At 63.3% G+C, this 25,073-nt stretch carries 27 protein-coding genes; 14 read left to right on the plus strand and 13 right to left on the minus strand.

Annotated elements, in window-relative coordinates; translation table 11 throughout:
- Window positions 1–11: 11 nt before the first annotated feature.
- From EN851_RS06880 to EN851_RS06910, 7 genes are read left to right on the plus strand one after another with little or no spacing between them, the layout of a single operon-like run.
- Entirely contained in the window at window positions 12–671 is a 660-nt protein-coding gene (locus tag EN851_RS06880) for an amino acid ABC transporter permease (RefSeq protein ID WP_135928817.1), read from the plus strand.
- On the plus strand, window positions 668–1,432 hold the full coding sequence (locus tag EN851_RS06885) for an amino acid ABC transporter ATP-binding protein (protein ID WP_135928818.1): 765 nt from the start codon (window positions 668–670) through the stop codon (window positions 1,430–1,432). Before EN851_RS06880 ends, EN851_RS06885 begins: the two co-directional genes overlap by 4 nt.
- An 8-nt stretch (window positions 1,433–1,440) precedes the next feature.
- Window positions 1,441–3,081 carry a N,N-dimethylformamidase beta subunit family domain-containing protein gene (locus tag EN851_RS06890; RefSeq protein ID WP_135928819.1) on the plus strand — a complete coding sequence of 547 codons (1,641 nt, stop codon included), beginning with the start codon at window positions 1,441–1,443 and terminating at the stop codon, window positions 3,079–3,081.
- A 1-nt stretch (window position 3,082) separates the two neighbouring features.
- Window positions 3,083–4,459 carry an aspartate aminotransferase family protein gene (locus tag EN851_RS06895; protein ID WP_135918689.1) on the plus strand — a complete coding sequence of 459 codons (1,377 nt, stop codon included), beginning with the start codon at window positions 3,083–3,085 and terminating at the stop codon, window positions 4,457–4,459.
- A 5-nt stretch (window positions 4,460–4,464) separates the two neighbouring features.
- Window positions 4,465–5,394, plus strand: coding sequence for a 3-keto-5-aminohexanoate cleavage protein (locus tag EN851_RS06900; protein ID WP_127280115.1), 930 nt, complete (start codon window positions 4,465–4,467; stop codon window positions 5,392–5,394).
- Window positions 5,395–5,403: 9 nt separating this feature from the next.
- On the plus strand, window positions 5,404–5,922 hold the full coding sequence (locus EN851_RS06905) for a GNAT family N-acetyltransferase (protein ID WP_127280114.1): 519 nt from the start codon (window positions 5,404–5,406) through the stop codon (window positions 5,920–5,922).
- Window positions 5,919–6,947 carry a histone deacetylase family protein gene (locus tag EN851_RS06910; RefSeq protein WP_135928820.1) on the plus strand — a complete coding sequence of 343 codons (1,029 nt, stop codon included), beginning with the start codon at window positions 5,919–5,921 and terminating at the stop codon, window positions 6,945–6,947. Before EN851_RS06905 ends, EN851_RS06910 begins: the two co-directional genes overlap by 4 nt.
- A 15-nt stretch (window positions 6,948–6,962) precedes the next feature.
- Here EN851_RS06910 and EN851_RS06915 read toward each other — a convergent pair whose 3' ends face one another.
- The 3 genes from EN851_RS06915 to EN851_RS06925 all read right to left on the minus strand — a co-directional run bounded on the left by EN851_RS06915 (window position 6,963) and on the right by EN851_RS06925 (window position 9,920).
- On the minus strand, window positions 6,963–8,225 hold the full coding sequence (locus tag EN851_RS06915; RefSeq protein ID WP_189521775.1) for a cysteine desulfurase-like protein: 1,263 nt from the start codon (window positions 8,223–8,225) through the stop codon (window positions 6,963–6,965).
- A gap of 47 nt (window positions 8,226–8,272) precedes the next feature.
- Window positions 8,273–9,340, minus strand: coding sequence for an aldo/keto reductase (locus tag EN851_RS06920; RefSeq protein ID WP_135928822.1), 1,068 nt, complete (start codon window positions 9,338–9,340; stop codon window positions 8,273–8,275).
- A 118-nt stretch (window positions 9,341–9,458) separates the two neighbouring features.
- The gene (locus tag EN851_RS06925) at window positions 9,459–9,920 is read right to left on the minus strand and encodes a hypothetical protein (protein WP_135928823.1); all 462 of its coding nucleotides are present in this window, start codon (window positions 9,918–9,920) and stop codon (window positions 9,459–9,461) included.
- Between the two features lie 396 nt (window positions 9,921–10,316).
- On the opposite strand from EN851_RS06925, the gene EN851_RS06930 reads away from it, so the two are divergent.
- On the plus strand, window positions 10,317–10,481 hold the full coding sequence (locus tag EN851_RS06930; protein WP_127280965.1) for a hypothetical protein: 165 nt from the start codon (window positions 10,317–10,319) through the stop codon (window positions 10,479–10,481).
- A 54-nt stretch (window positions 10,482–10,535) separates the two neighbouring features.
- Here the strand turns inward: EN851_RS06930 and EN851_RS06935 are convergent, their stop codons facing one another.
- On the minus strand, window positions 10,536–11,042 hold the full coding sequence (locus EN851_RS06935; RefSeq protein WP_135915492.1) for a DUF1993 family protein: 507 nt from the start codon (window positions 11,040–11,042) through the stop codon (window positions 10,536–10,538).
- A gap of 140 nt (window positions 11,043–11,182) precedes the next feature.
- Here EN851_RS06935 and EN851_RS06940 point away from each other — a divergent pair, with 140 nt between their 5' ends.
- Window positions 11,183–12,232, plus strand: a complete 1,050-nt coding sequence (locus tag EN851_RS06940) for a DUF1176 domain-containing protein (RefSeq protein WP_135928824.1) — start codon at window positions 11,183–11,185, stop codon at window positions 12,230–12,232.
- A gap of 20 nt (window positions 12,233–12,252) precedes the next feature.
- Here EN851_RS06940 and EN851_RS06945 read toward each other — a convergent pair whose 3' ends face one another.
- From EN851_RS06945 to EN851_RS06975, 7 genes are read right to left on the minus strand one after another with little or no spacing between them, the layout of a single operon-like run.
- Window positions 12,253–13,146: an alpha/beta hydrolase gene (locus tag EN851_RS06945; protein ID WP_189521776.1), complete on the minus strand. Its 894-nt coding sequence runs from the start codon at window positions 13,144–13,146 to the stop codon at window positions 12,253–12,255.
- Between the two features lie 32 nt (window positions 13,147–13,178).
- A complete protein-coding gene (locus tag EN851_RS06950) occupies window positions 13,179–14,789 on the minus strand; it encodes a molybdopterin-binding/glycosyltransferase family 2 protein (protein WP_135928825.1) in 1,611 nt (536 codons plus the stop codon).
- Window positions 14,786–15,490, minus strand: coding sequence for an XdhC family protein (locus EN851_RS06955; protein ID WP_135880204.1), 705 nt, complete (start codon window positions 15,488–15,490; stop codon window positions 14,786–14,788). Before EN851_RS06955 ends, EN851_RS06950 begins: the two co-directional genes overlap by 4 nt.
- A gap of 6 nt (window positions 15,491–15,496) precedes the next feature.
- Window positions 15,497–15,835, minus strand: a complete 339-nt coding sequence (locus tag EN851_RS06960) for an XdhC family protein (protein ID WP_127280086.1) — start codon at window positions 15,833–15,835, stop codon at window positions 15,497–15,499.
- A 49-nt stretch (window positions 15,836–15,884) separates the two neighbouring features.
- Entirely contained in the window at window positions 15,885–17,135 is a 1,251-nt protein-coding gene (locus tag EN851_RS06965; protein ID WP_135928826.1) for a VWA domain-containing protein, read from the minus strand.
- A gap of 5 nt (window positions 17,136–17,140) precedes the next feature.
- Complete coding sequence (locus EN851_RS06970) at window positions 17,141–18,070, minus strand: MoxR family ATPase (protein WP_135928827.1); 930 nt, start codon at window positions 18,068–18,070, stop codon at window positions 17,141–17,143.
- Complete coding sequence (locus tag EN851_RS06975; RefSeq protein WP_135864150.1) at window positions 18,067–18,594, minus strand: flavin reductase; 528 nt, start codon at window positions 18,592–18,594, stop codon at window positions 18,067–18,069. The genes EN851_RS06970 and EN851_RS06975 overlap by 4 nt, the downstream gene beginning before the upstream one ends.
- Before the next feature lie 178 nt (window positions 18,595–18,772).
- Here EN851_RS06975 and EN851_RS06980 point away from each other — a divergent pair, with 178 nt between their 5' ends.
- A complete protein-coding gene (locus tag EN851_RS06980) occupies window positions 18,773–19,846 on the plus strand; it encodes an ABC transporter substrate-binding protein (protein WP_135928828.1) in 1,074 nt (357 codons plus the stop codon).
- Entirely contained in the window at window positions 19,846–20,871 is a 1,026-nt protein-coding gene (locus EN851_RS06985) for a P1 family peptidase (protein ID WP_135915483.1), read from the plus strand. Before EN851_RS06980 ends, EN851_RS06985 begins: the two co-directional genes overlap by 1 nt.
- Before the next feature lie 9 nt (window positions 20,872–20,880).
- On the opposite strand, the gene EN851_RS06990 is transcribed toward EN851_RS06985, so the two are convergent.
- Window positions 20,881–21,135 carry a DUF2171 domain-containing protein gene (locus EN851_RS06990; RefSeq protein WP_023773164.1) on the minus strand — a complete coding sequence of 85 codons (255 nt, stop codon included), beginning with the start codon at window positions 21,133–21,135 and terminating at the stop codon, window positions 20,881–20,883.
- A 133-nt stretch (window positions 21,136–21,268) separates the two neighbouring features.
- On the opposite strand from EN851_RS06990, the gene EN851_RS06995 reads away from it, so the two are divergent.
- The 3 genes from EN851_RS06995 (at window position 21,269) to purB (ending at window position 23,981) form a co-directional block, all read left to right on the plus strand.
- Window positions 21,269–21,994, plus strand: a complete 726-nt coding sequence (locus tag EN851_RS06995; protein WP_135928829.1) for a DUF2259 domain-containing protein — start codon at window positions 21,269–21,271, stop codon at window positions 21,992–21,994.
- A gap of 56 nt (window positions 21,995–22,050) precedes the next feature.
- On the plus strand, window positions 22,051–22,515 hold the full coding sequence (locus EN851_RS07000) for a hypothetical protein (protein WP_189521777.1): 465 nt from the start codon (window positions 22,051–22,053) through the stop codon (window positions 22,513–22,515).
- A 158-nt stretch (window positions 22,516–22,673) separates the two neighbouring features.
- Window positions 22,674–23,981 carry an adenylosuccinate lyase gene (gene purB / locus EN851_RS07005; RefSeq protein ID WP_135928830.1) on the plus strand — a complete coding sequence of 436 codons (1,308 nt, stop codon included), beginning with the start codon at window positions 22,674–22,676 and terminating at the stop codon, window positions 23,979–23,981.
- A gap of 49 nt (window positions 23,982–24,030) precedes the next feature.
- Here the strand turns inward: purB and EN851_RS07010 are convergent, their stop codons facing one another.
- Window positions 24,031–24,843 carry a VOC family protein gene (locus EN851_RS07010; protein WP_135928831.1) on the minus strand — a complete coding sequence of 271 codons (813 nt, stop codon included), beginning with the start codon at window positions 24,841–24,843 and terminating at the stop codon, window positions 24,031–24,033.
- Between the last annotated feature and the right edge of the window lie 230 nt (window positions 24,844–25,073).

Here is a 25,073-nt window from a genome sequence, read left to right on the forward strand (position 1 = left end):
GGGGGAGCGTGATGCAAGGTCTCGATTTCAGCGTCGTCGTGCCCTACTGGGACCTTCTTCTGACAGGCGCCTGGTGGACATCGGTGCTGACGGTCTCGGCCGGAGCCCTCAGTTTTGCCTTCGGCATCCTGTTCGCCGTCATCGTCCTCTACGCACCGGCGATGCTGGCCTACCCCGTGCGCGCGTTCATGTGGGTGTTCATGGGTACGCCGCTGCTGCTGCAACTTTTCCAGATCTATTTCGGACTGGTGCAGATCGGCATCGACATCCCTGCCCTTGCCGCCGGCATCATCGGGCTTGGGCTGCATTTTGCCGTCTACAATGCCGATGTCATTCGCGCGGGCATCGTGGCGGTCGACGTCGGCCAAACGGAAGGCGCGCGCAGCATCGGCTTCGGCAAATGGCAGGCGCTGCGCTACGTCGTCATACCGCAAGCCATCCGCAACACGGCGCCGCCGATCAGCGGCAACCTGATCGCGTTGTTGAAGGAATCCTCCATCGTCTCGGTCATCGGTATCGCGGAGCTGGTCCACTCGGCGCAACTGGCGATCAGCGAAACGTTCCGCCCGTTCGAATTCTACATTACGGCTGCCGTGCTCTACTACATTCTCAACCTTGTGCTCGAAGCGGCCTTGCATCGGTTTGAACGGCATGTGGAGGTTTCCCGATGAGCACGCAGAGGCCAATGGTGGAGGTTCGCGGGGCGCGCAAATCCTTCGGCGCCGTCGAGGTTCTCAAGGGTATCGACCTGTCGGTCGAGCGTGGGCAGATCGTGGCGATCATCGGTCCAAGCGGCTCCGGCAAGAGCACGCTGCTGCGCTCGATCAATCATCTCGAGACATTGAACGGTGGCGAAGTCTGGCTGGACGGCGTGCAGGTCAACCAGCCGTTGCATGGCCAGGCCTTCGAGCGACACATCAACAAGGTGCGCCAGCAAATGGGCATGGTGTTCCAGCACTTCAATCTGTTCCCACATCTGACGGTGATCGAGAACATCACCATGGGACCGGTGATCCTGAAAGGCATGCCGAAAGCCGATGCCAAGGCGCTCGCGCACGAACTCCTCTCCAAGGTCGGGCTCGCCGAAAAGATCGACGCCTACCCCTCCCGGCTTTCGGGCGGCCAAAAGCAGCGTGTGGCGATTGCCCGTGCTCTGGCCATGCAGCCCAAGGTGATGCTGTTCGATGAAGCCACTTCGGCGCTCGACCCGGAACTGGTCGACGAGGTCAACGCGGTGATGAAACAGCTTGCCGCCGAACACATGACCATGCTCATCGTAACGCATGAGATGCGCTTTGCCGGCGAGGTCGCCGACCGGGTGCTGTTCATGGATGGCGGCGTGGTTGTCGAGGAAGGCCCGCCAGCCGAGATCTTTCGCGCGCCGCGAAAGGAACGCACGCGCGGCTTCCTCAAGAAATATCTTTCCGCCTGAGCATGATGATGACCAGATATCCCACGGAATTCCCCGATTTCGGACTGACGGCGGAGCAGCGCCGCCACGCGGTTCGCGGCCACTATTACGAGTGGCCAGGCATGGATGGCGAGCGCGGCGAGATCTGGTGCTACAGCGACCGGTTTTCGTATCGCGCCGGCGAGACGGTTACGCTGCATGTCAGTTCCACAGCTCCGTCATTCAGCATGACCATCACCCGAGACGGCGGCACCGAGGCGAAAGTGTTCGAGACATCCGGCATCGCGTCGCGCTGGCAGGACAGCCCGGACCAGTGCTCGGCCGAAGGCTGCGGCTGGGAATCCTCCTTTGAATTCCGTGTGGAAAACGACTGGCCGTCCGGCGCCTATCGCGTGACTCTGACCGCCGACGGGCGCGACGGCAAGCCGATCCGAAGTCACCACATCTTTATCGTCTCGCCCCAACCGGGCAAGAAGCCGGGCCGAGTGCTGCAGGTGGCGGCGACGGGCACCTGGCTCGCATACAACACCTGGGGCGGTTCCAACCATTATCAGGGCATTACCGGGCCCGACCGCGACCAGTACTCGCCCATCGTGTCGACGCAGCGCCCCTGGTGCCGCGGCTTTGCCGTGCTGCCTGCGGACGCGCCGCGCGTGCCGCTGGAAGTCGCGGTGCCGCCGAAGACGGTGCCGCGCTATCCGCACATGGAATGGGCGCTCGCCACCGGCCATTCGAAGAAATACGCCTCGTCGGGCTGGGCCAGCTACGACAGCCATTTTTTTCGCTTTGCCGAACGGGCGGGCTATGATGCCGATCTGACCAGCCAGCACGACCTGCATTTCTCGCCCGAGATTCTCGACGGCTACGACTGCGCGGTCTTCGTCGGCCATGACGAATACTGGACCTGGGAAATGCGCGATGCCGTCGACTTCTATGTCGAGCGCGGCGGCCATGCGGCGCGCTTTGCCGGCAATTTCATGTGGCAAACCCGGCTGGAGGATGAAGGCCGCCGGCAGGTTTGCTACAAATACCGCGCGCGGGCCGAAGACCCCGCCTATCGCGGCGGCGACGTGACACGCGCCACCAATTCCTGGGAAGCGCCCGAAATCGGCAGGCCGGGTGCCGCGACCTTCGGGCTCAACGCCACCCGTGGCCTTTACGCGGGCTGGGGCGGCTGCGCGCCGCGCGGCGTGCGCGGGTTTCCGGTCTACCGGCCAGAGCACTGGGCCTTTGCCGGGACCGGCATCTATTATGGCGACCTGCTGGGCGCCGACAGCCATGTCTATGGCTATGAGGTCGACGGGCTCGATTTCGAGATCCGTGGCGGCCTGCCCTACCCGACCGCGACCAGCGGCGCGCCCGATGGCTTGCAGGTGCTGGCCGTCGGCATGGCCAGCCAGGTCGGGGAAAGCGCCGACATCCCGGTCGAGGACCAGTTCCTCACCGACGAGGATGGCCGCTTCAGCGCCGAGACGCTGTTCGGCGACAGGAGCGACGCCAATCTCGAAAAGGTCAAACGCAGCAATGGCATGATCGTCAATTTTCCACGCGGCAAGGGCGAGGTGTTCCACGCCGGAAGCTGCGAATGGGTCGCCGGCCTGCTAAGACAAGACCCGATGGTCGAACGGGTTACCCAGAATGTCCTCGATCGCTATCTTGGAAAGTCCTGACATGTCGAAAGTCCAGCATGCCGCCGAAACTCGGCGAGAATCGCATCTCTTCTATCTGTCCAGCCTGCGCCGACCGCTCATCGATCGCGCCGAAGGCATCTACATGTGGACGCAGGATGGCCGCCGTTTCATCGACGGATCGAGCGGCCCGATGGTCGCCAATATCGGCCATTCCAACCGCAATGTGCTCGATGCCATGAAGCGGCAGATGGACCGCGCCACCTTCGCCTACCGGCTGCATTTCGAAAACGAGCCAGCGGAAGAACTGGCGCGAGAACTTGCCGGCAAGCTTCCGCAAGGCATGGACCGCATCTTCTTCGTCTCCGGCGGCTCGGAGGCGACGGAATCCTGCATCAAGCTGGCCCGGCAATGGGCCGTCGCCACCGGCCAGGCCGGCCGCTGGAAAGTGATCACCCGCTTTCCTTCCTATCATGGCGGCACGCTGGGTTCGCTTTCGATCACCGGCGACGATGCGCTGGCCGAGACTTTTACGCCGATGATGCGGGTGATGCCGACCGTGCCGGCACCAACCGCCTGGCGCGACCGCGACAATTTCTCGATGGAGCAGCGCGGCGTCCGCTACGCCGACATGCTGGAGGAAAAGATCCTCGCCGAAGGCCCCGAAAGCGTCGTCGCCTTCATCATGGAGCCGATCGGCGGCGCGGCGACCGCCGCGCTGGTGGCGCCCGACAGCTACTATGCGCGCATCCGCGAAATCTGCGACCGCTACGGCATCCTGCTCATCCACGACGAAGTGATGAGCGGTGCGGGCCGCACCGGCAAATTCCTCGGCGGCGACCATTGGAACTGCAAGCCGGACATCGTCGCGCTGTCGAAAGGGCTGGGATCGGGCTACGCGCCGCTCGGCGCGCTGGCGGCGCCGATGCGGCTGGTCGAGCCGCTGCTCGCCACCGGCGGCTTCCAGCACGGCCACACCTATGCCGGCAATCCGCTGGCCTGCGCCGCCGGGCTTGCGGTGCTGGGCGAAATGGACCGGCTCGACCTGATCGCCAATGCGGCTGCCATGGGCGATGTGCTGATGGACGGCCTGAAGGCACTTGCGAAACGCTTTCCATTCATTGCCGATGTGCGCGGCAAGGGGCTGCTTACGGGCGCCGAAATGGTCGCCGATCCGGAAACTCTGAAGCCGATCGACCAGCCCAAGAAAGCGACGCAACGGCTGCTCGACCTCGCCTATGAGCGCGGACTGATTATCTACGGCCGCAGGGTCAAGGGCGGCGTCGACGGTGACAATTTCATGGTGGCGCCGCCGATGATCGTCACCAGCGAGCAGGTCGGCGAGATCATCTCCATCATCGGCGACTCGCTCGAAGTCCTGGCCGGCGAACTGGACCTGCCGGTCGAAGGCCGAGGGTAGAAGAAATGGCGCCGCGAAAAGTCATCATCACCTGCGCCGTCACCGGTTCGGTGCATACGCCGTCCATGTCGCCCCATCTGCCGGTGACGCCGGACCAGATCGCGGCGGATGCGATCGCGGCCGCCGAGGCCGGGGCCTCGATCCTGCATCTGCACGCACGCGACCCCAGGGATGGCCGCCCCACCGCCGATCCCGAAGTGTTCATGCAGTTCCTGCCGCGCATCAAGCAGGCGACCGACGCAGTGATCAACATCACCACCGGCGGCTCCTCTTTGATGACGCTGGACCAACGGTTGGCGGCACCGCTGCGGGCTGAACCCGAAATGTGTTCGCTCAACATGGGTTCGATGAATTTCGCGCTGTTCCCAATGCTCGACAAGCCAAGGGAATGGCAGCACGAATGGGAGCCGAAGCTACTCGAAGCAACCCGCGACACCATCTTCAAGAACACCTTTGCCGACATGGAAGGCGTGCTCGAGCGGCTTGGCAAAGGCTGCGGCACCCGCTTCGAGTTCGAGTGTTACGATGTCGGCCACCTCTATTCACTGGCGCATTTCCGCGACCGGGGGCTGGTGTCCGGGCCGCTGTTCATCCAGTTCGTACTTGGCATCCTGGGCGGTATCGGCGCCGACCCGGACAATCTCGTCCATATGAAGCGGATCGCCGACAAATTGTTCGGCGACAGCTACCAGTTTTCGGTACTGGCCGCCGGGCGGAGCCAGATGCCGCTGATCTCGATCGCCGCCGCGATGGGCGGAAATGTGCGTGTCGGGCTGGAGGACAGCCTCTACGACGGCCGTCAATTGGCGAAATCCAACGCCGACCAGGTGCGCCGCATCCGTGGCATTCTCGATGGGCTGTCGCTGGAGGTTGCCACACCGGCGGAAGCGCGCGACATGCTGGCGCTCAAGGGCGGCGACCGCGTGGCTTTTTGAGACAAGACTGTGACCAATCCAGCCTCCAATGATGTCCTCCTCCGCCCCGGCACCATCGATGATGTCGAAACCATCCATGCGGCGATCCTGAAACTCGGCACTCATATCGGCGCGCCCGAGGAAATCATCTCGACGGCGGACGATCTCAGAACCTGGGGCTTCGGCGCAAAGCCCGCTTTCTCGACGCTGATCGCCGAAGTGGATGGCGAGTTCGCCGGATTGTGCCTGCATTTCCCGATCTTCTCGACCTGGATGGGGCGGCCTGGCGTCTATGTGCAGGACCTCTATGTCGAAGACCGGTTCCGTGGCCGCAAGATCGGCGAACGCCTGCTGCGCCGCGTGGCGGCGGAATGCCGCAGGGATGGCGGCGTTTATCTGAGGCTGTCCGTCGACACCGACAATGAGGGCGCCAAGGCTTTTTACGAGAGGCTGGGCATTGCCTGGTCGAGCTACGAGCAGACGCAGAAAATCATCGGCGAGGCGTTTTTCGCCTTCGCCGACACGCCGGAAAATGGGGACCAGCCATGAAAGCCTTCTACGCGCAGGAGCAGAAGCGGCACGACCCCAAGGCTTTCCTTTCCAGCGGTGCCGCGCAACCAAATCCTGAAAAACCGGAACGCGTCGAAAGATTATTAGCCGGCGCAAGGTCTGCGGGTTGCACCATCGAAAGACCCGGGAATCATGGGCTCGGCCCGGTCTCCGCCGTGCATACGCCCGAATATCTCGACTTCCTCGAACATATTTTCGAGCGCTGGCAGCGGATCGACGGGGCGTCGGCGGAGGTCATCCCCAATATCCACCCGATCGCCCGCAACGGCTCCTATCCGGCCTCCGCTGTCGGCCAGGCCGGTTATCATATGGCAGACACGGCCTGCCCGATCTCGGGCGAGACATGGCAGAGCGCGCTGTGGAGCGCCTGGAGCGCCGTCGAGGCGGCGGAAACGGTGATGGCAGGCGCTTCCGGCGCCTATGCGCTGTGCCGACCGCCTGGCCACCACGCCTTTGCCGATGTCGCCGGCGGCTTCTGCTTCATCAACAATTCGGCCGTCGCGGCACAAGTGCTGCGTAGACAGGCGGCCCGCGTGGCGATCCTCGATGTCGACCTGCATCACGGCAACGGCACGCAAGGCATTTTCTATGCGCGGCCCGACGTGCTGACCGTCTCGCTGCATGCCGATCCGGTGCGCTTCTACCCGTTCTTCTGGGGCCATGCCGACGAGCGCGGCGAAGGCCCCGGCCTCGGCTACAATTTCAACCTGCCGCTGCGGCGCAAATCCGCTGATGCGGCGTTTCTGGAAGCGCTCGGCGTGGCGTTCCAGCGCATCCGAGCCTTCTCTCCCGATGTACTGGTCGTGGCGCTCGGCCTCGACGCGTTCGAGGGCGATCCGTTCGGCGGGCTTTCGGTGACGACGCTGGGCTTCTCGCGCATCGGCGAGGCGATCGCCGGCCTCGGCCTGCCGACGGTCATCGTCCAGGAAGGCGGCTATCTCTGCGACGAACTCGGCGACAATCTCACCGCCTTCCTCACCGGTTTTGGCGGCAAGGCGCGCTGAGAGCTCAAGCCCGCGTCAGGACCGTTGCTGCCTGAGCATGGCAATCACCCGGTGCACGCTTTCCAGCGTCTCGTCGATTTCGGACGCCGTGTTGTAATGCGCGATGCCGATGCGCACGACGCCTTGCTCGGCCGGAATGCCCAGTTGGTGGACGATCTCCCAGGCATAGTTGTGACCCGACCACAGGAAGATGTTTTCGGTATTCATCTGCCGCACGATCTTTTCGGGCACTATGCCGTCCACGGTGAAGGAAACAGTCGGCACACGATCTGCGAGCCGTTTCGAATCGGTGATGCCATGGATCGCCAGGCCTGAAATATCGGACAGACCATCGATCAACCTTTGCGCCAGCGGGTTTTCATAGGCGATGGAGACTTCGAACGCCCTGGCAATCCTGCGCCTTCTCGATCCGCCCTCGCCGGCGCCGAGGTCGGCAAAATAGTCGACCGCCGCGGTGAGGCCGGCCATCAGTTCGATCTGCGGCGTGCCGAGTTCGAAGCGCTCCGGCAGGCCGTTCGAGGAACAGCGACACTTATAGGCCTTCAGGCCTTCGATGACGTCGCGCCGGCCCCACAGGATGCCCATATGCGGGCCGAAGAATTTGTAGGCCGAGCAGATCAGAAAATCGCAGCCGAGCTCCTGCACGTCGATCAAGCCATGCGGCGCGAATTGCACGGCATCGACATAGACCAGCGCTCCGGCCTTTTTTGCAAGTTGGGTCAATGACTTGACCCGGTTGATCGAGCCGGTGAGATTGCTGGCGTAGTTCAACGCCACCAACCGTGTCTTCCCAGACAGCAGACCAGCGAGCTTCGCCTCCTCGACCTGCCAGGTCCTTTCGTCGAACGGCAGCCAGTGCACGACGAGGCCGAGATCCTCGGCCAGTTGCAGCCAGGGCGACACATTGCCCTCATGGTCCATGCGGGTGAGGATGATCTCGTCGCCTGGCTTCATCGTGCGGCCGAGCGTCCGCGACATGTGATAGGTCAGCGTCGTCATGTTGGCGCCGATGATGATCTCTTGCGGGCTCGCCGCGCCGAGGAAATCGGCCATCGCCTGGTGCGCCTCATCGACGACCTGCTGCGCCGCGATCGTCGTTTCGAAATAGCCGCCTAGATTGGCATTGGTCGTCAAAAGGCAGCGCGAGACCGCATCGGCGACGGCCTGAGGCACCTGCGTGCCGGCAGGATTGTCGAGATAGATGCGCCGGCGCCCTTTGTCGGTCAGCGAGAGAGCGGGAAATTTTCCACGCACGGCCTCGATCGAAAAATCCACCATCGTCTCCACCCCTTTGCTGTTGCTCGACAATTCCGCACCCGGCCCGGTCACGGACAGGGATTGCCGACCCGCTGGTGAATGGCGTCCACCGCCTTCTGCATTTCTTGGGTCCAGACGACATCCACCGAGGACAGCGCCATCTCCAGCTGCGAAATGGTTGTCGCGCCGACGATGTTCGATGTGACGAAAGGCCGGCTCGATACATAGGCATTGGCAAACAGCGCCGGCTCCAGGCCGAAAGAGCGCGCCAGTTCATTGTATTCGAGCTGCGCCTGAGCGGCATTGGGCGTCTCATAACGCTGACCGCGGTTGAAGAGCTGCGAGCGCGAGCCCTGCGGGCGGGCGCCGTGATCGTACTTGCCGGTCAGATAACCCTGCGCCAGCGGCGAATAGGCAAGCAGCGACACTCCTTCGCGTTCGCAGACCTCGGCGAGGTTCACCTCGAAGGTCCGGTTGACGAGGTTGTAGGCGTTCTGGATCGAGGCGACGCGCGGACCGATCCCTTTGTCGGCCTCGGCGAGGAAGCGCATCACGCCCCACGAACTCTCGTTCGACAGGCCGAAATGGCGGATTTTTCCTGCCTTCACCAGTTCCTCGAATACCGCAAGCGTCTCGGCGATCGGTGTCTCGCCGACTGGCGCGCCGACAGAATCGGCGCGCCGCGCCACCGCGCCGACGCGCGTCGGGTTGGCGCCCCATGGGATGTCCCGTTCCGGCCAGTGGATTTGATAGAGGTCGAGATAGTCCGTGCCGAGCTTGGCCAGCGATTTGTCGATGGCATCAAAGATATCGGCCCGCACCAATTGCGAGGGTCGGTCGCCGCGAAACCAGCTGTTGGCGGTACGGCCGACCACCTTTGAGGCGAGGATCACCTTGTCGCGATTGCCCTTGGCCTTCATCCAGCTGCCGATGATCTTCTCGGTCCGCCCTTGCGTCTCCGCCTTGGGCGGGATCGGATAGAGTTCGGCGGTGTCGATGAAATTGACGCCACGCGAGAAGGCCAGGTCCATCTGGGCATGGCCCTCGGCCTCGGTGTTCTGCTGGCCCCAGGTCATCGAACCGAGGCAAATCTGGGTGACAAGAAGATCGGTCCGGCCGAGACGGCGTTTGTGCATGGAATTCTGCTCCGGAGGGAAAAACATGCGCGGCTGCGCGGGAGGAAACCGCATCTTATAGGAAAGCGGAGGCGCTCTCCAAGCCTTGCCAGGCCGACTTTTGCGTGAGCAGAGACGGCTAGCGGCGTGCGGCGGCCACGGCGCGGCGCTTGGCCTCGTCGATCAGCATGTTGGCCACTTGCATGCGGATCATCGCGCGCTGGCGCAAATGCGGGGCAACCCGGTCAGGATGGTTGGCAAAAGCAAAGCTGCGGCGCATGCGACTGAAATCGGCAACGACCCTGGGCTGATTCAGTCCCAGTTCGACCGCAATCGATTCAGGATCGATTGGTGGCAATTCTTCTTCCGGCTTCGGTTCTTCGCCAGCCAGGGCCAGCCTTGCCTGTTCAAGCAGGGCGGCAAATTCGCTGGCCAGATCAGCACCAGCCTCGCGATATTCCGCGGCGGATACCTTGATGCGGCCGGAATGGAGTTCATCGGCGACCGAAAGATAGTCGAACGGGATGGACGGGCGCGCGCCGGTCTCGTCGCCCTCGATGCCGTCGCCCTTGTCGGAGGCAACGAAGAGGTCGTCGAGCAACGAAGCGAAATCACGCTTGGCGCTGGTAGCGATGTCAGCCTCCCCCTTGCCTGACTGTCTGGATTGCAGAGCATAGAACCGGCTCGTTAAAAATACATGCCACAGGTCTTAACGAATTTAGCCGTTGCGAGGATTGCGATCGAGGATCAATGGCTCCTCGACCAAAAGCCGGACTGCACTTTCATGCAGTCCGGAAATTCGCCAGGAGTGGCGAGGAAAAACTGGCCACGTGCCAGCGTCGAAGCCTACGATTGACGCGGCGCAAAAGTTTCATCAGGCCGCAAAAAATTTTTATGAAAATCATTCGGACATGGCAGGCATGCAAATGCTGCACTGCACAATTGTCACGATTCACGTATATTGTGTGGTGTGGAGGACCAACCAGGAGCCTGAATCATGGGTTTCTTCACGGAAATGTTTGCCCGGCCGCGCCCGCAGGAACATCAGAGATATCGTGCGGCGCTGGCGCTGCTTCATTCGATGAGCAGCGCCGAGCGTGCCGACATCGGCATCAAGCCCGCCGATTTCCCGCGTATCGCCCGCGAAATGTCCATCCGCTAGGCTGCATCCCGCGAGATGTCCCGGATCGATCCAGGACATCTCGAACCTCACGCCTCAACGCGATCCCAGGAACGTCGCCTTGCCCAACGGCACGCCATTGTGGCGAAGAATGTCGTAAGCGGTGGTAAGGTGGAAATAGAAGTTGGGCATGGCCACATGCAGCAGATACTGCATGCCGCTCAATGTGGTTTCCCGGCCCCCCAGCTTCAACTCGATCATCCTGTCATCCGACCCGTCGATATCGGCGGCCGAAAAAGTCGCCAGATGGGCCAGTGTCTTGGCGATCCTCGCTTCGAGATCGGCAAAGCTTGCCTCATTGTCTTCGTATTTCGGCACTTCGCGGCTGGCCAGCCGTGAGGGTGCTCCCTTGGCATGGTCGGTGGCGATCTGCACCTGCCGAGTCAAAGCGAACATGTCGGGCGCAAGCCGCGCCGTCAAAAACACCTGCGGGTCGATCTTGCGGTCAAGCGCGTTTTGTTCGGCTGCCGCGAGCACATTGGAAAGTGCTTTCAGCCTGGCTGAAAACACGGGCACGGATGCCTCATACATCGATATCGTCACGTCAGATCTCCTGTCCGGCAGGAACGCCGGCGGGAGGACGTAGCGCCCTCAAGCGCGATTCTTCAAGCTGTAGCCGCACGGCGTCACCACGTCGCCGCAATCGCCATGGTAGAATCTTTGTTATCGAGCGGAGATTCACGATGAGACTCGCCCTTCTCGCAGCGACTGCCCTTCTCTCCCTTGCCACGACAGCCCAGACGGCATTGGCCGCCAGCGATACGCCCGAAGCGCCTTACGTCGATGATCGGTCGAGCGCGGATGCGGTCGTCCGCTCGCTCTACAGCGCCATCAACCGGCACGAATTCGCTCGCGCCTGGGGCTATTACGGCGATACAAAGCCGGCAAAGGATTTCGATACGTTCGTCAAAGGCTATGACGGCACCGATACGGTGGAGGTCAAGACCGGTCCGATTTCGGACGAGGGCGCGGCGGGCAGCATCTATTACAATGTCCCGGTCGCCATCCAGGCAACCGACAAGAAGGGCGAAGCGAAGGTCTTCGCCGGCTGCTACACGCTGCGCCAGGTCAATGCCCAGATCCAGGCGCCGCCCTTCCAGCCGATCTTTATCGACAAGGGAGCGCTGAAGCCCTCCACCGCGGATTTCGACGAGGCGCTGCCGCCAGGCTGCGGCGACGGTCCGCCGCCGCCGAAGAAGGATACCGCACTGGAGCAAGCCAAGAAGGCCTTCCTGGCGACCTATGGCGACCAGTGTGACAAGCAACTCCTGGCCAATGAGCCGGAGGTCTTTTCGATCAAATACAAGGACAAGAATGCTCAGCCGGGCGACCCGGACAAGGAAACCCGGCTGTTCCATTTCTCTTGCTCGGCCGCCGCCTACAATGAAAGCTCGGTCTACTACATGACCGACGAGGTGGACGGCGTCAGGCAACTGCAATTCGCCGAGCCGGAGGCGGATATACGCTACGAGAACAATGACAGCGACGGCAAGCTGTTGAGCGTGACGGTGATCGGCTTCCAGACCACGGGGTGGGCGGTCAACTCCGACTATGACCCCAACGCTCACACGATCACCACGTTCAACAAATGGCGCGGCGTCGGCGATGCCTCTGACTCCGGGACATATCTGTTCCGCAACGGCGATTTTTCGCTGGTCCAGTATGACGTCGACGCGTCGTATGACGGCGAGGAAAATCCGCAGACGATTGTCGACTACAACACAGCGCCTTAGTCCAAATGGCGCGTCGGGCGCTATGGTGCCTTCGACAGCATCCAGTTGAGCGTGCCGCGCCAGTCGACCATGCGGATCGGCGTGCCATGCGTGCCGGTCTCGAAGCGGACGAAGCGGGTCGGATAGGTCTTCGACCTGGCTAGGATGGAGCGGAAGAACGCTTCCTGGTTGGCCACGGGAAAGACCACATCATGGCTGCCCTGGCCGAAGAACACAGGCACGCGACGCTTGAAGGCGGGGCTAGCGAGAAAGCTCTCGTCCCACAGCGATCCGAGCAGCAGCAATCCATTGATGCGCCCGCCCGTATCCTTGCGGGCGGCAAGCTTCCAGCACAGCGCACCGCCCATCGAGCCGCAGGCGACGAAGATTTTCGCGCCCGGGGACTGTTCGGCATAATGGTCGATCAGGGCCGCGACCAGTGCTGCGCCCTTGTCCCCGAAATCAGGAAAATCCGGAGAGATATAAAGCCCACCATTGCCGGCCATCAGGTTCTTGAGGCGGTTGAAATTGCCGCCGAAGGTGAAGTCGTCGATGCCTTGCTTGCGGCTGCCGCCCTGCCCGTGCAGATAGAGCACGATGACGGCGGCCCCTTGCGTCTTGCCGACGGCGACATGCCTGACATCGCCGACGTCCGTCTTCAGCATCAGATCCTGCTGCGTCTTGCGCACGCCGGTGTCGGCATACTGGGCGTGCACGCGCTTTTCCGGCACCTCGTCACGCTGGTTGATGTCGCGCATTTCACGGTAGTCGAGGACCGTGTAGGCACCATTCGTGTCGGATGAGAGCGTCGCCGGATAGGCGAAGAGATCGTCCTTGAAGGATTTTAGTTCGAGCGCATTGGCATCGGCGACAGCGTAAAGAACAAACGTCGCGGCGAGAAGCGCGTGGAGAGGAGAAAGGATGCGGATTGCCATGCCTCAGGCATGCGTAATTCGGCTCGGGTTTGTCAATCCTGCAGCACGCCGCCAGCGTCTTCGAGTGCCTCCTGGGTGTCGACATCGACGGAAGCGCCCTCGCCGATCTCGACATCGATGACATCGAGCCCTTCGGCCTCGACCAGATGGCGTGCGCCGGTATCGCCTTCGAGATGGGCGACGGCCGCGAACAGCGAACGCGGCAGAAGCACCGGATTGCCGCGTTTGCCTTCATGCGAGGCGCGGACCACTGAGTTGCCGCCGGCCTTGCGGAACGCATCGATCAGCCGGTCGAGGTCATCGGATGCGACACCCGGCATGTCTCCAAGAACGATCATTGCACCCGCGACGTCTTGCGGCAGATAGGCAATTCCGGCCTTCAGGGAGGTCGACAGGCCATCGGCAAAGTCGGGATTGTCGGCGAAGGTGACGTCGAGGCCCGACATTGCCGCACGCACCCGCTCGCGCTGATGGCCGGTGACGACGATCGTGCCCGAAGCCTTCGAGGCGAGCGCGCGTTCGGTGGTGCGGCGCACCAGCGGCTGGCCGTCGAACAGCGCCATCAGCTTGTTCGGTCCGCCCATGCGGCTCGACCGGCCCGCCGCCAGAAGCACGATTGCAACCTTGAGCCGGTTTTTGGCCGGCAGCGGCTCGCGCGGCTGCGGCCGCGTGGGTATCTCCATCAGCAGGCCGCCGACGCCCATGCCGGCGATGTCGCCCGCCGTGACATCGAGGCCGGCAATCAACCGGTCGAGCACCCAATCGAAGCCGTTCTCCTTGGGGCTGCGGGCACAGCCAGGCGCGCCGATGACGCGCTTGCCGCCGAGTGTGCCGAGCACCAACAGATTGCCGGGATCGACCGGCATGCCGGCACGGATAACAGTCCCCCCGGCCCTCTCGATCGCCGCCGGAATGACATCGGCGAAATCGCTCATGGCGGACGCGCCGAAGATGACCACCATGTCGTTGTCGCGCGCCAGCGCGATGGCGGCCTCGGCGACAGGAGCGATCTCGTGCGGCGTGCGGCGCTCCACCGTCAGCCTGCCGCCCGAGCGCGCCAGCCGGGCTTCGGTAACGCGCAAGGTCTTGTCGAGCACACCGGGCTTGGTGCCCGGCAGCACCGTCTGGATGACGCCGACACGCACCGGCCGATAGGCGTTGACTGCAAAGATTTCGCCGCCGGCGCAGATCTTCATCACGGCGTCGACCAGCGATGAGGCGACCGCGAAGGGGATGATCTTCACCGTTGCAACCATCTGACCCTTCTCGACCGCCGCATGCTGAGCCAGCGTGGCGATGGTAATGGCCGGATCGACGGCATTGATGGCGTCGATGACAGCGGCATTGACCGTGAAGATACCGGCCGCCTTGGCGTGAAGATTGACCCGACCCGTGGCGGCGGGCCTTGCCTCGATGCCGCCAAAGGTCATGCTCTGCGCAATTGTTTGCGCCGCGGCGTCCTCGCCGAGATCATCGGAGGCCAGCACGGCGGCGACAACCTGCAGGATACCCGCCCCTTTGAGCGTGGAGACATCTTCGGCGCTCAACCTGTGCGCCTTGCGAAACCGCCTTTCGCCGGCGGTGGTGGCGTGGGCCAGCACAGCCCCCTCGGCCTGATCGATCGGAACCGGCCCGAATTTCACGCCGCGGCGCCCTTCGCTTCGAGGCCGCGCGAGCGGAAGGCAAGGATGGTCTGGGCGAGAATGGCGACGGCGATCTCGGCGGGGCTTGCCGCCCCAATGTCCAGCCCGATCGGCGCGTGGATACGCGCGATCTGGTCGGCACTCGCGCCCAGCGCCAGCAGGCGCTCGACGCGCTTGGCGTGCGTCTTGCGGCTGCCGAGCGCCCCGACATAGAAACAGTTAGCGTCGAGTGCCGCCTTCAGCGCGAAATCATCGATCTTCGGGTCATGGGTGACGGCGGCGAGCGCGGTGTAAGCGTCGAGCGGCTGGCGCTCCAGCACATCCTGCGGCCAGTCCGCATGCAAGGCGACATCGGGAAAACGGTCTGATGTGGCAAAGGCGGTGCGCGGATCGATGATCTCCAGCGGATAGCCGGCGATCCGGGCCATCGGCGCAAGCGCCTGGCTGATGTGGACGGCGCCGATCACCACAAGGCGCGGCCGCGGCAGATGCGCATTGAGAAAGAAGGTCCGACCTTCCGCCTCGACGGAGCCGGAATTGCCGGATCGAAACGCCTTGGCGATCGCCACTCCGAGATCGCCGGCGACGTTGTCCCCCTCGCGCACGATACGGTCGCGACCATCACCGAGATCGGTGACGAGGATCGCCGCGCGGCGGGCGCGCCGCTCGGCATTGAGCGTTTTCAGCGCATAGGGATCCATCCGAGGTCAGCCCAATCGCTCAACATAAACCTTGATGCGGCCGCCACAGGACAGGCCCACCTGCCAGGCCGTCTCATCGGCGACGCCGAACTCAAGCATCCTGGCCTTGCCGGAGCCGATGACGTCGACCGCCTCGGTCACGACGGCGCCCTCGACGCAGCCGCCCGAAACCGAACCGTGGAAATTGCCATCGGCATCGATGACAAGGTGGCTGCCGACCGGACGCGGCGCCGAACCCCAGGTCTCGACCACGGTCGCGATGGCGACATCCTTGCCGTCCTTCATCCAGGCTTCCGCGATGATCAGCGGGTCGCGGGCCTCATCGAGATAGATGCTGTCGCTCATCGTTGCTTCTCTCAGGGTCTGTTTTTTCAAGGAGCCGGGAAACATATGGCTATGCGGCGTGCCTGGCGCCAGCATCCATCCACCGCCGCGGATCGACCGAAAGCGCCGATTTCTTGTCCAGCGAGGCGCAGAGATCGGCGAGCGCGTCGAGATTGTGCACCGAGCGGAATTCGTCGACATGCGGCAGCATCGCCTTCACACCGCGGGGCCGCGCCTGAAAACCGTCGAAGCGCAGCAAAGGGTTCAGCCAGATCAGCCGCCGGCAGGATTTGTGCAGCCGCTCCATCTCTTCCGACAAGCCCACGACATCGTCACGCTCCAGCCCGTCGGTGATCAGAAGCACCACGGCGCCCTGCCCCAGCACGCGCCGCGACCATACAAGGTTGAACTCGGCCAGCGTATCGCCGATGCGCGTGCCGCCGGACCAGTCCTTGACCGCCGCCGAACAGTCGGCAAGGGCGGCATCGGGATCGCGGTGGCGCATCTGCCGGGTGAGATTGGTCAGCCGCGTGCCGAAGACAAAGGTATGCACGCGCCGGCGCTTTTCCGTCAGCGCATGCAGGAAATGCAGGAAGATGCGCGTGTACTGGCTCATCGAACCGGAAATGTCGGCCAGCACCACCAGAGGCGGGTGGACTTCGCGGACCGAGCGGAATTTCGGCAGGATCAATTCACCGCCGGTGCGCGCGGCCGCGCGCATCATGGCGCGCGGGTCAATGCGATGGCCGTGCGCATCGGCCTTGAAGCGCCTGGTCCGCACCATGTCCACGGGCAGCCGCAACGCCGCGATCGCCTTCCTGGCGTCGGCCATCTCGGCTGCGTTCATCTGCGCGAAATCCTTGCCCCGCAACAGCTCGTTGCCGGAGAAAGTGAAGCGGGCATCGACCTCGATCTCAGGGATTTCCCGAGGCGGCTGGTTCTTCTGGTGACCCTCGAACATCGCTTGACTGACACGGCTTTCGGCCGCGCGCGGCTTCTGCTTCTCCCTGACGTCAGGCGCCACCGGCGAAAACATCGCCAGCAGCTTCTCGATCAGTTCACGCGATTTCCAGAACAGCCTGAAGGCTTCGTCGAAGATGGCATGATCCTCGTGCCGGGACACCAGCACGGCGTGCAGCGTCCAGTAGAAATCATCGCGCGAGCCGATGCCGGAGACGAGTACCGCCTCGATGGCGTCCTTGACCGAGGCTGGCCCGACCCGCATGCCGGCCTTGCGCAAGGTGCGGGCGAAATAGACGATGTTGTCGGCGATCCGGCCGTCGGCCGTCGCCTCTCTTGGGTCGGGACGCGGCGTGTTCACTCTTGCTACTCCGCCGCCGCGAGCTCGGCCTTGACCTCGTCGAGGATGCGCCGGCCCTCGCCCGAGCCGATGCGGGCAATGTCGTCCTGGTATTTCAGCAACACGCCGATCGTGTCGGACACGGTCTCCGGATCGAGCGCCACCTTGTCGAGTTCGGTCAGCGCCCCGGCCCAGTCGATGGTCTCGGCGACGCCCGGTACCTTGAACAGTTCGATCTGGCGCAGCTTCTGGATGAAGGAGACCACTTCAGCGGAAAGCCGCTGGTTGGCCCGTGGCACCTTGCGGCGCACGATCTCCAGCTCTCGCTCCGCATCGGGATAATCGACCCAGTGGTAGAGGCAGCGCCGCTTCAGCGCGTCGTGGATCTCGCGTGTGCGGTTGGTGGTGATGATGACGATCGGCGGCTCTTCCGCCTTGATGGTGCCGAGTTCAGGCACCGTCACTTGGAAGTCGGAGAGGATTTCGAGCAGGAAGGCTTCGAAGGCTTCATCGGTGCGGTCGAGCTCGTCGATCAGGAAGACCGGGGCCGCACCCGTCTTTCCGGTCAGCGCATCGAGCACCGGCCGACGGATCAGGTATTTTTCGGAAAAGACGTTGCGCTCCATGGCGGAGCGCTCGACCTTGCCGGCCGCCTCCTCCATGCGAATCTCGATCATCTGCGCGGCGTAATTCCATTCATAGACGGCCGAGGAGACATCGAGCCCCTCATAGCACTGCAGGCGGATTAGCCGGCGGCCGAGCGCCTCTGCCAACACCTTGGCGATCTCGGTCTTGCCGACGCCGGCCTCGCCCTCGAGGAAAAGCGGCCGTTTCATGCGCAGCGACAGGAAAAGCACCGTTGCCAGCGACCGGTCCGCGACATAGTCCGCACCGGTCAGGAGATCGAGCGTTTCCTCGATCGTCCCCGGCACGGGGCGCGGTTTCAAGTCGCTCATTCCTTCTCCGTAGGTGCGGCCGCCCCACTTTCCAGAACGTGGTAGCCGCGTGCGTGGTAAATCAGCGGCCGCAAATTATCGCCCATACGCAGGCCTGTCACCTTGCCAAAAAGCACACGATGGGTGGCCAGGTCCTTGGTATCGATCAACTCGCAGTCGAACACGGCGAGCGCGCCCTTCAATGTCGGCGCACCAGTGGAAATGACATCCCATTCGCCGAGCGCGAATCGCTCTTCGACCGGCAACCCAGTCATGCCGGAGAATCCAATCGACAGCGGCTCCTGGTGCGAAGCCAGCGTGTTCAGGGCAAATTTGCCGTTCTTCACGAACAGCTCATTCTTGGCATTTTCACGATTGAGGCAGACCAGGATGGTCGGCGGCGTGTCCGACACCGAACAGGCCGCGATCACCGTCGCCCCGCGCTTGCCGGCGGGCCCATCGGTGGTCACCACATGGACGTGACCGGCAAAATGGCTCATCGCGTCGCGATAGGCTTGCGGTCCAATATCGTTCTTCTTCAGCACTGGAAGTTTCCATGGCCATTGTTCGCCTGACATATATGGCCAGACATCACATGCCACAAGCGAAGTGCTTGGCCCATATCCCGAATTCGCGTGTTGCACCAAGGCCGGACAGCCTTTAGGTCTTGGCGGGAATTGGTGCCCACGCGACGTCGCGGGCTTGGAGGGACGGTTCGGCAGGATGGGATCCGGGGCAACGATATCCATCGCACTGGCCTGGCTGTTGCTGACCGGTGCCGCTGGCGCACAGACGCTCACGATCGGGGTCGCCGCGCCCCTGTCGGGACCGTCGGCCATCCTGGGCAAGCAGATCGAGGCTGGCGCCGAACTCGCCGCGGAGGCGGACGGCGTCCAGCTCAAGACCGTGGATGACGCCTGCACCGGCGACGGCGGCGCCGCAGCGGCAAGGGAGTTCGCGGCAGCCAAGGTCAATGTCGTGATCGGCTTTCTCTGCACGGAGGCGATCGAAGCGGCGATGCCTGTCCTGAAGGACGCCAACATCCCGGTCATCACCGTCGGCGTGCGAACCGAAAGCCTGACCGACCGCCGCGCCAAGACCGGCTGGCCGGTCTATCGCCTCGGGCCGCGCGGCGATGACGAGCGCAACGCCGTCGCCTCTAACCTGACCCGCCTGTGGCGTGATGAATTGTTCGCCATCATCGACGACGGCACCATCTATGGCCGCGAGATCGCCGAGACATTTCGCGCCGCGGCGGAGCAGGCAGCGTTGAAACCGGTCTTCGTCGACACGTTCCGGCCGCAGCTCGACAACCAGATCGGCCTGATCGGACGGCTGAAGAGGGCTGGCGCCACGCATGTCTTTGCCGGCGGCGACGGTGACGACATCGCCATCATGGGGCGCGATGCCGCCCAGCTCCAGGCCGGCATCGTCCTTGCCGGCGGCGAAAACCTGCGCACGCCGCCCGGTGACGTGCCCTATGCATCCGGTACGCTGATGATCGCCCAGCCGGAATGGGCGGATATCGCGAACCCTAAAGTGCTGGAGAGCTTCGCCGCGCGAAAGATCGTGCCGGACGGCTATACCTTGCCAGGCTATGCGGCGATCGAGATCGCCAAGGCGGCGGCAGGCTTGTCCGAAAGCTCCGGCAAGCCGCTGACCGACGCACTCACCGGGCATGATTTCACCACGGCGATCGGGCCGGTCCGCTTCGACGCCAAGGGCGACCTCAGCCGGAGCCCCTACCGTGTCTTCCGCTTCGACGGCACCCGCTTCGTGCCCTTGGAAAACAACTGATGTTCCGCACCGGCCCGCGCAATCTCATATCGGACGTTGCCGGCCTGCGCGTCGGCAACGCTTCCGATGCCAGGCTGAAGTCCGGCGTGACGACCGTGCTTTGCGACGAGCCGGCGGTGGCGGGTGTCCAGATCCTGGGCGGCGCGCCCGGCACCCGCGAGACGGATTTGCTGGAACCGCACAATTCCGTCGAGACAATCCATGCCGTTGTGCTGTCGGGCGGTTCGGCTTTCGGCCTCGATGCCGCGTCCGGCGTGCAGGCCGCGCTGCGCGAGCGCGGCATCGGCCTCGAGGTGGGCGGCTTCCGGGTGCCGATCGTGCCAGCGGCGATCCTATTCGACCTGCGCAATGGCGGCGACAAGGACTGGGGCCGTTATCCGCCCTATCGCGACCTCGGCTACGAGTCGGTGCAGGCTGCCGCTGCCGATTTCCTGCTTGGCACGGCCGGCGCCGGCACCGGCGCACTGACTTCGGGCCTGAAGGGCGGCCTTGGCTCCGCCTCGACGCTGCTGGACAATGGCATCACCATCGGCGCGCTGGCCGCCGTCAACCCGACCGGCTCTGTAACCGTTGGCCGCACCCGCCATTTCTGGGCGGCGCCCTTCGAAATCGGCGATGAATTCGGCGGGCTCGGCTATCTCTCGCCCATGCCCGAAGACGCCAAGCGGATCTTGCTGAAATACCGCGACAAGGAACACGGGCGGCAGATGGAAACCGGCGGCAACACGACCATCGCCGTCATCGCGACGGACGCGGTCCTCACCAAGGCCGCCGCGAAACGCCTGGCGATTGCGGCGCATGACGGCTTCGTGCGCGCCATCTGGCCGACCCATACGCCGGCCGACGGCGATCTGGTGTTCGCGTTGGCGACCGGCAAGAGCGGGATCGAACTTACCGCCGACGCCGCGGTCGACCTCTACGCCGTGGCCGGCGCGACCATGGCACGCGCCATCAGCCGCGGGGTGTTTGCCGCGACGCCAGCCGATAATGATTTGTTCCCAGTCTGGTCGTCGCGCCTGGGCTAAGGCCTTCGATCAAACCGGATCGGATTTCTCTTCCTCGAACGTCACCGCGACATCGGAATTCGCCGACAGCCAAACCTTCTTGCCATCGACCTCGGCAACCAGGGCCAGGGAAATATAATGATGATGGCCCTTGTGAGCGCCCTCGCCGCTATCGGCCTTGGTCAGCTTGATGCGCTGGCCATCGACCTTGTCGACCGTGCCGATATGCACGCCATCGGCGCCGACGACTTCCATGTGCTCACGAATTTTGCTGGTGTCGGTCATGGTAGCTTCTCCATTGGGGATTGCCGACAATAACAAATGACGAGCGGATTGGATGCATCGGCTTTGGTCCGCACGACGTTTTGATTTCGTCGTGCTAGGGATTGAAACGATCACGGCTGCCGGGGTGAAAACGATGCGAATGCTTTTCCTGTTTGCCGTTTCCCTGGCAGCGCAGCTCGCGGCGTCGATCGCCGCCCAGGCCGGCGATGTCGCGGAACTTGAAATTCTCGGCTTCACCCGGGATGGCAGCGTCTTCGCCTTCGAGGAATACGGCGTCCAGGACGGGTCGGGCTTTCCCTATGCCAACCGCTATTACATCGACACAAGCAGCGACAGCTTTCTCAAGGGCACGCCGATCAGGGTCCGGCTCGACGATGAGAATGCAACGCTCGACGCTGCCCGCGTCCAGGCCCGGCAAAAGGGCGAAGCCATTGTCGGCCAGGCCGAGCTGAATGCCAATCGCGGCATCACCGCCGGTTTCAACCCGGTGACCGAGCTTTCAGCCGAGCCGCATCGCATGGCGGTCAATCCGAGGCCGATCTTCTCCCCGGTCGATCAGCCGCTCGAGTTCCGGTTGGACGAGATCGGCATGAACAACACCGAAGGCTGCGACAGCCAGGGCGAGATCAATGGCTTCCGTCTGCTGCGAATCGAGGCGCGGGATGGCGGCACCACCAAATTGCTGCACGAGGACAAGGCGATCCCCAAGAGCCGGGGCTGCCCGAACGGCTACCGCATCGGCGCGGTGCAGACATTCTCAATGGACAGCCTCAGCGCCTATGCGGTTCTGATCGCGGTGCGCCAATATGGTTTCGAGGGGCCGGACTTTCGCTGGATCGCCGTGACCGGCCGCCTGTGACAGGGCTTGTCCGACCCGTCAGGAGCAATCGCGCCCTGCGCCGCCTTCGCGACGCGATGCCGAGACCGCGCGCGGCGCTTCTCGGCGCCCTGCTGTGGGCAGCCGCGATGGGCGCCAGCGCACTCGTCAACCTGTTTCTGGACAATTGGGTGACGCCGGGCAAGATCCGCACAGTGTCGCTGCTGTTCGCCGCAGGCGGCGCCTTGGCGTTTCCGGTTGGCCTGTTCGCGGCGCGGCTGGTCTCGCTCGGAAGAGGCTCCGAGGTCGCCTTCGCCGCGGCATTGGTGTGCCTCGCCGCGGCGACGATTGGCCTGACCGCCGGGCTGTATGCGCTGCAGTACCGGTCCTATTATGCCGAATGGCATGCGCCCGCATTCACCCTCACCTGGGGCTTTCAGCTTGCCTTCACGGTGGCGGTGGCGTCCTACCAGTTCGTGGTGCTGGGCATCCGGCTCTATTTTCCGCTTGGTTTTGTCGCCTTGTTCGCTGCCGGCCTCTGGTTTGCGCGGCATCAGCGTTGAGCATTTGGTCCACCTCTGGTAGGAGGCGGGCCAACCTGGAGCGGTTCAGCGTTTGATAGAATCGCCGATCCGCTCTAACTTTTTCTTTTTCGCAATTCCGGACGGAAAACCGCTGCGCACTTTTCCTGGAATTGCTTTAGACACATCAGGACAGACCGATGATCCCTCGCTACTCCCGGCCGGAAATGGTCGCCATCTGGTCGCCCGAAACCCGGTTTCGCATCTGGTTCGAAATCGAGGCCCATGCCTGCGACGCGCTGGCCGAACTGGGCGTCATCCCCAAGGAAGCGGCCAAAACCATCTGGGAAAAGGGAAGTGCTGCGGAATTCGACGTCGAGAAGATCGACGCGATCGAGCGCGTCACCAAGCATGACGTCATCGCCTTCCTCACCCATCTTGCCGAATTCGTCGGACCCGATGCGCGCTTCATCCATCAGGGCATGACGTCATCTGATGTGCTCGACACCTGCTTTGCGGTGCAACTCACCCGTGCCAGCGACATTCTGCTCGCCGACATCGATGCGTTGCTTGCAGCGCTCAAGCGCCGCGCCTTCGAGCACAAGGACACCGTCACCATCGGCCGCAGCCACGGCATCCATGCCGAGCCGACCACCTTCGGTATCAAGCTGGCGCAGGCCTATGCCGAATTCTCGCGCTGCCGCGAGAGGCTGGTGCACGCGCGCGAAGACATTGCCACCTGTGCGATTTCAGGGGCGGTCGGCACCTTCGCCAACATCGAGCCCTATGTCGAGGAACATGTAGCCCAAAAGCTGGGACTGAAGCCGGAACCGGTATCAACGCAAGTGATCCCGCGCGACCGCCACGCCATGTTCTTCGCCACGCTCAGCGTCATTGCCTCCTCGATCGAGCGGCTGGCGATCGAAGTCCGGCATCTGCAGCGCACCGAAGTGCTGGAAGCGGAAGAGTTTTTTTCGCCGGGCCAGAAGGGCTCGTCGGCGATGCCGCACAAACGCAATCCGGTGCTGACCGAAAACCTCACCGGCCTTGCCCGCATGGTGCGCTCCATGGCGTTGCCGGCGATGGAGAACGTGGCCCTTTGGCACGAACGCGACATTTCGCATTCGTCGGTCGAGCGCATGATCGGCCCGGACGCCACCGTGACGCTCGATTTCGCGCTGTCACGTCTGACCAGCGTCGTCGACAAACTCGTCGTCTATCCCGAGAACATGCTGAACAACATGAACAAGTTCCGCGGACTGGTGCATTCCCAGCGCGTGATGCTGGCGTTGACGCAGGCCGGCCTGTCGCGCGAGGACTCCTACCGGCTGGTGCAGCGCAACGCCATGAAAGTATGGGAACAAGGCGCTGATTTTCTTGAGGAACTTCTGGCCGACAAGGAAGTGACCGCTGCGCTGCCGGAGGCGCAAATCCGCGAGAAATTCGACCTGGGTTATCACACCAAGCACGTCGACACGATTTTCAAGCGGGTGTTTGGAGAGGCGTGAGCTTTCCTTCTCCCCGTTCACGGGGAGAAAGAAGCTGTGTTGACGCCAATCACGCCTTGCCAGGAACAGTCCTGATCACCGTGCCCCAGGGGTCCTCACGGGTCGTTTCACTCGCCACATTGTCCGAGCGCATCTCGACCCAGGCGAGGCCCGAACGAGACGGGTCGCGGCGACCGGCGCCGGCGCTCTGCCAGGCATTGGCGCCGATGTGGTGGTGGTAATGGCCTGACGACAGGAACACCGCCTGGCCGCCATATTTGGCGACCGTGTCGAAGCCGAATTCCTGGTTCCACCAGGCTTCGGCCTCTTCCGGCCTGCCGACGCGCAGGTGGACGTGGCCGACAATGCTGTTTTCCGGCGCGCCCTGCCAGCCCGCATCGCCGGCCGGCACTTCGGCAACGACAGAAGGAATGTTCATCCGCTCGGTCGCCATGGCGATCTTGTCGCCGTTCCATTTCCAGTCCTGCGGGCGGCGATCGGCATAGATCTCGATGCCATTGCCCTCGGGATCGGTCAGATAAAGCGCTTCGCTGACCAGATGATCCGAAGCCCCCTCGATGGCGATCTTGTCTGATATGGCGTGGTTGATCCAGCGGCCGAGATCGGCGCGGCTTGGCAGCAGGAAAGCCGTGTGGAAGAGGCCGGCGCTGCGCGGATCGTCCGGCTTGGCGGACGCGTCCGGCTCAAGAACCAGCAACGGACGGTTGGCAGCGCCGAGCGTGATCGCGCCATCGGCACGGCTCAGTTCCTGCAGGCCGACAACCCGGCGGTAATAGGCCGCGAGGCTTTCGGCATCACGCGCCTTCAACCCGACCCGGGCGACGCTCACCGGCGTGGTGGCGGCAAATGGCAGTTCGCTCATCATTGTCTCCGTTGCGGCGACGTTTCGCGAAGCTCCCAAAGCCAGGAGCCCGCCGCCGCCAATCATTGTACGTCGTGTCAGCACCAAAATCCCGGCCCTCCACGGCTGTTTCTTTCCCCACAGAGATCGTCGATCGCCATCGTTCACACAAGACAGCGAAAAGCGAACATGGTGTTCACCATTGCGAGCACGAGCGCATCCATCAACGGTTGCATGAGACAATCGCGCTC

Origin of the sequence: Mesorhizobium sp. M8A.F.Ca.ET.208.01.1.1, from assembly GCF_004791315.1 — a bacterium.
In the GTDB taxonomy this organism is placed as follows: Bacteria; Pseudomonadota; Alphaproteobacteria; order Rhizobiales; family Rhizobiaceae; genus Mesorhizobium.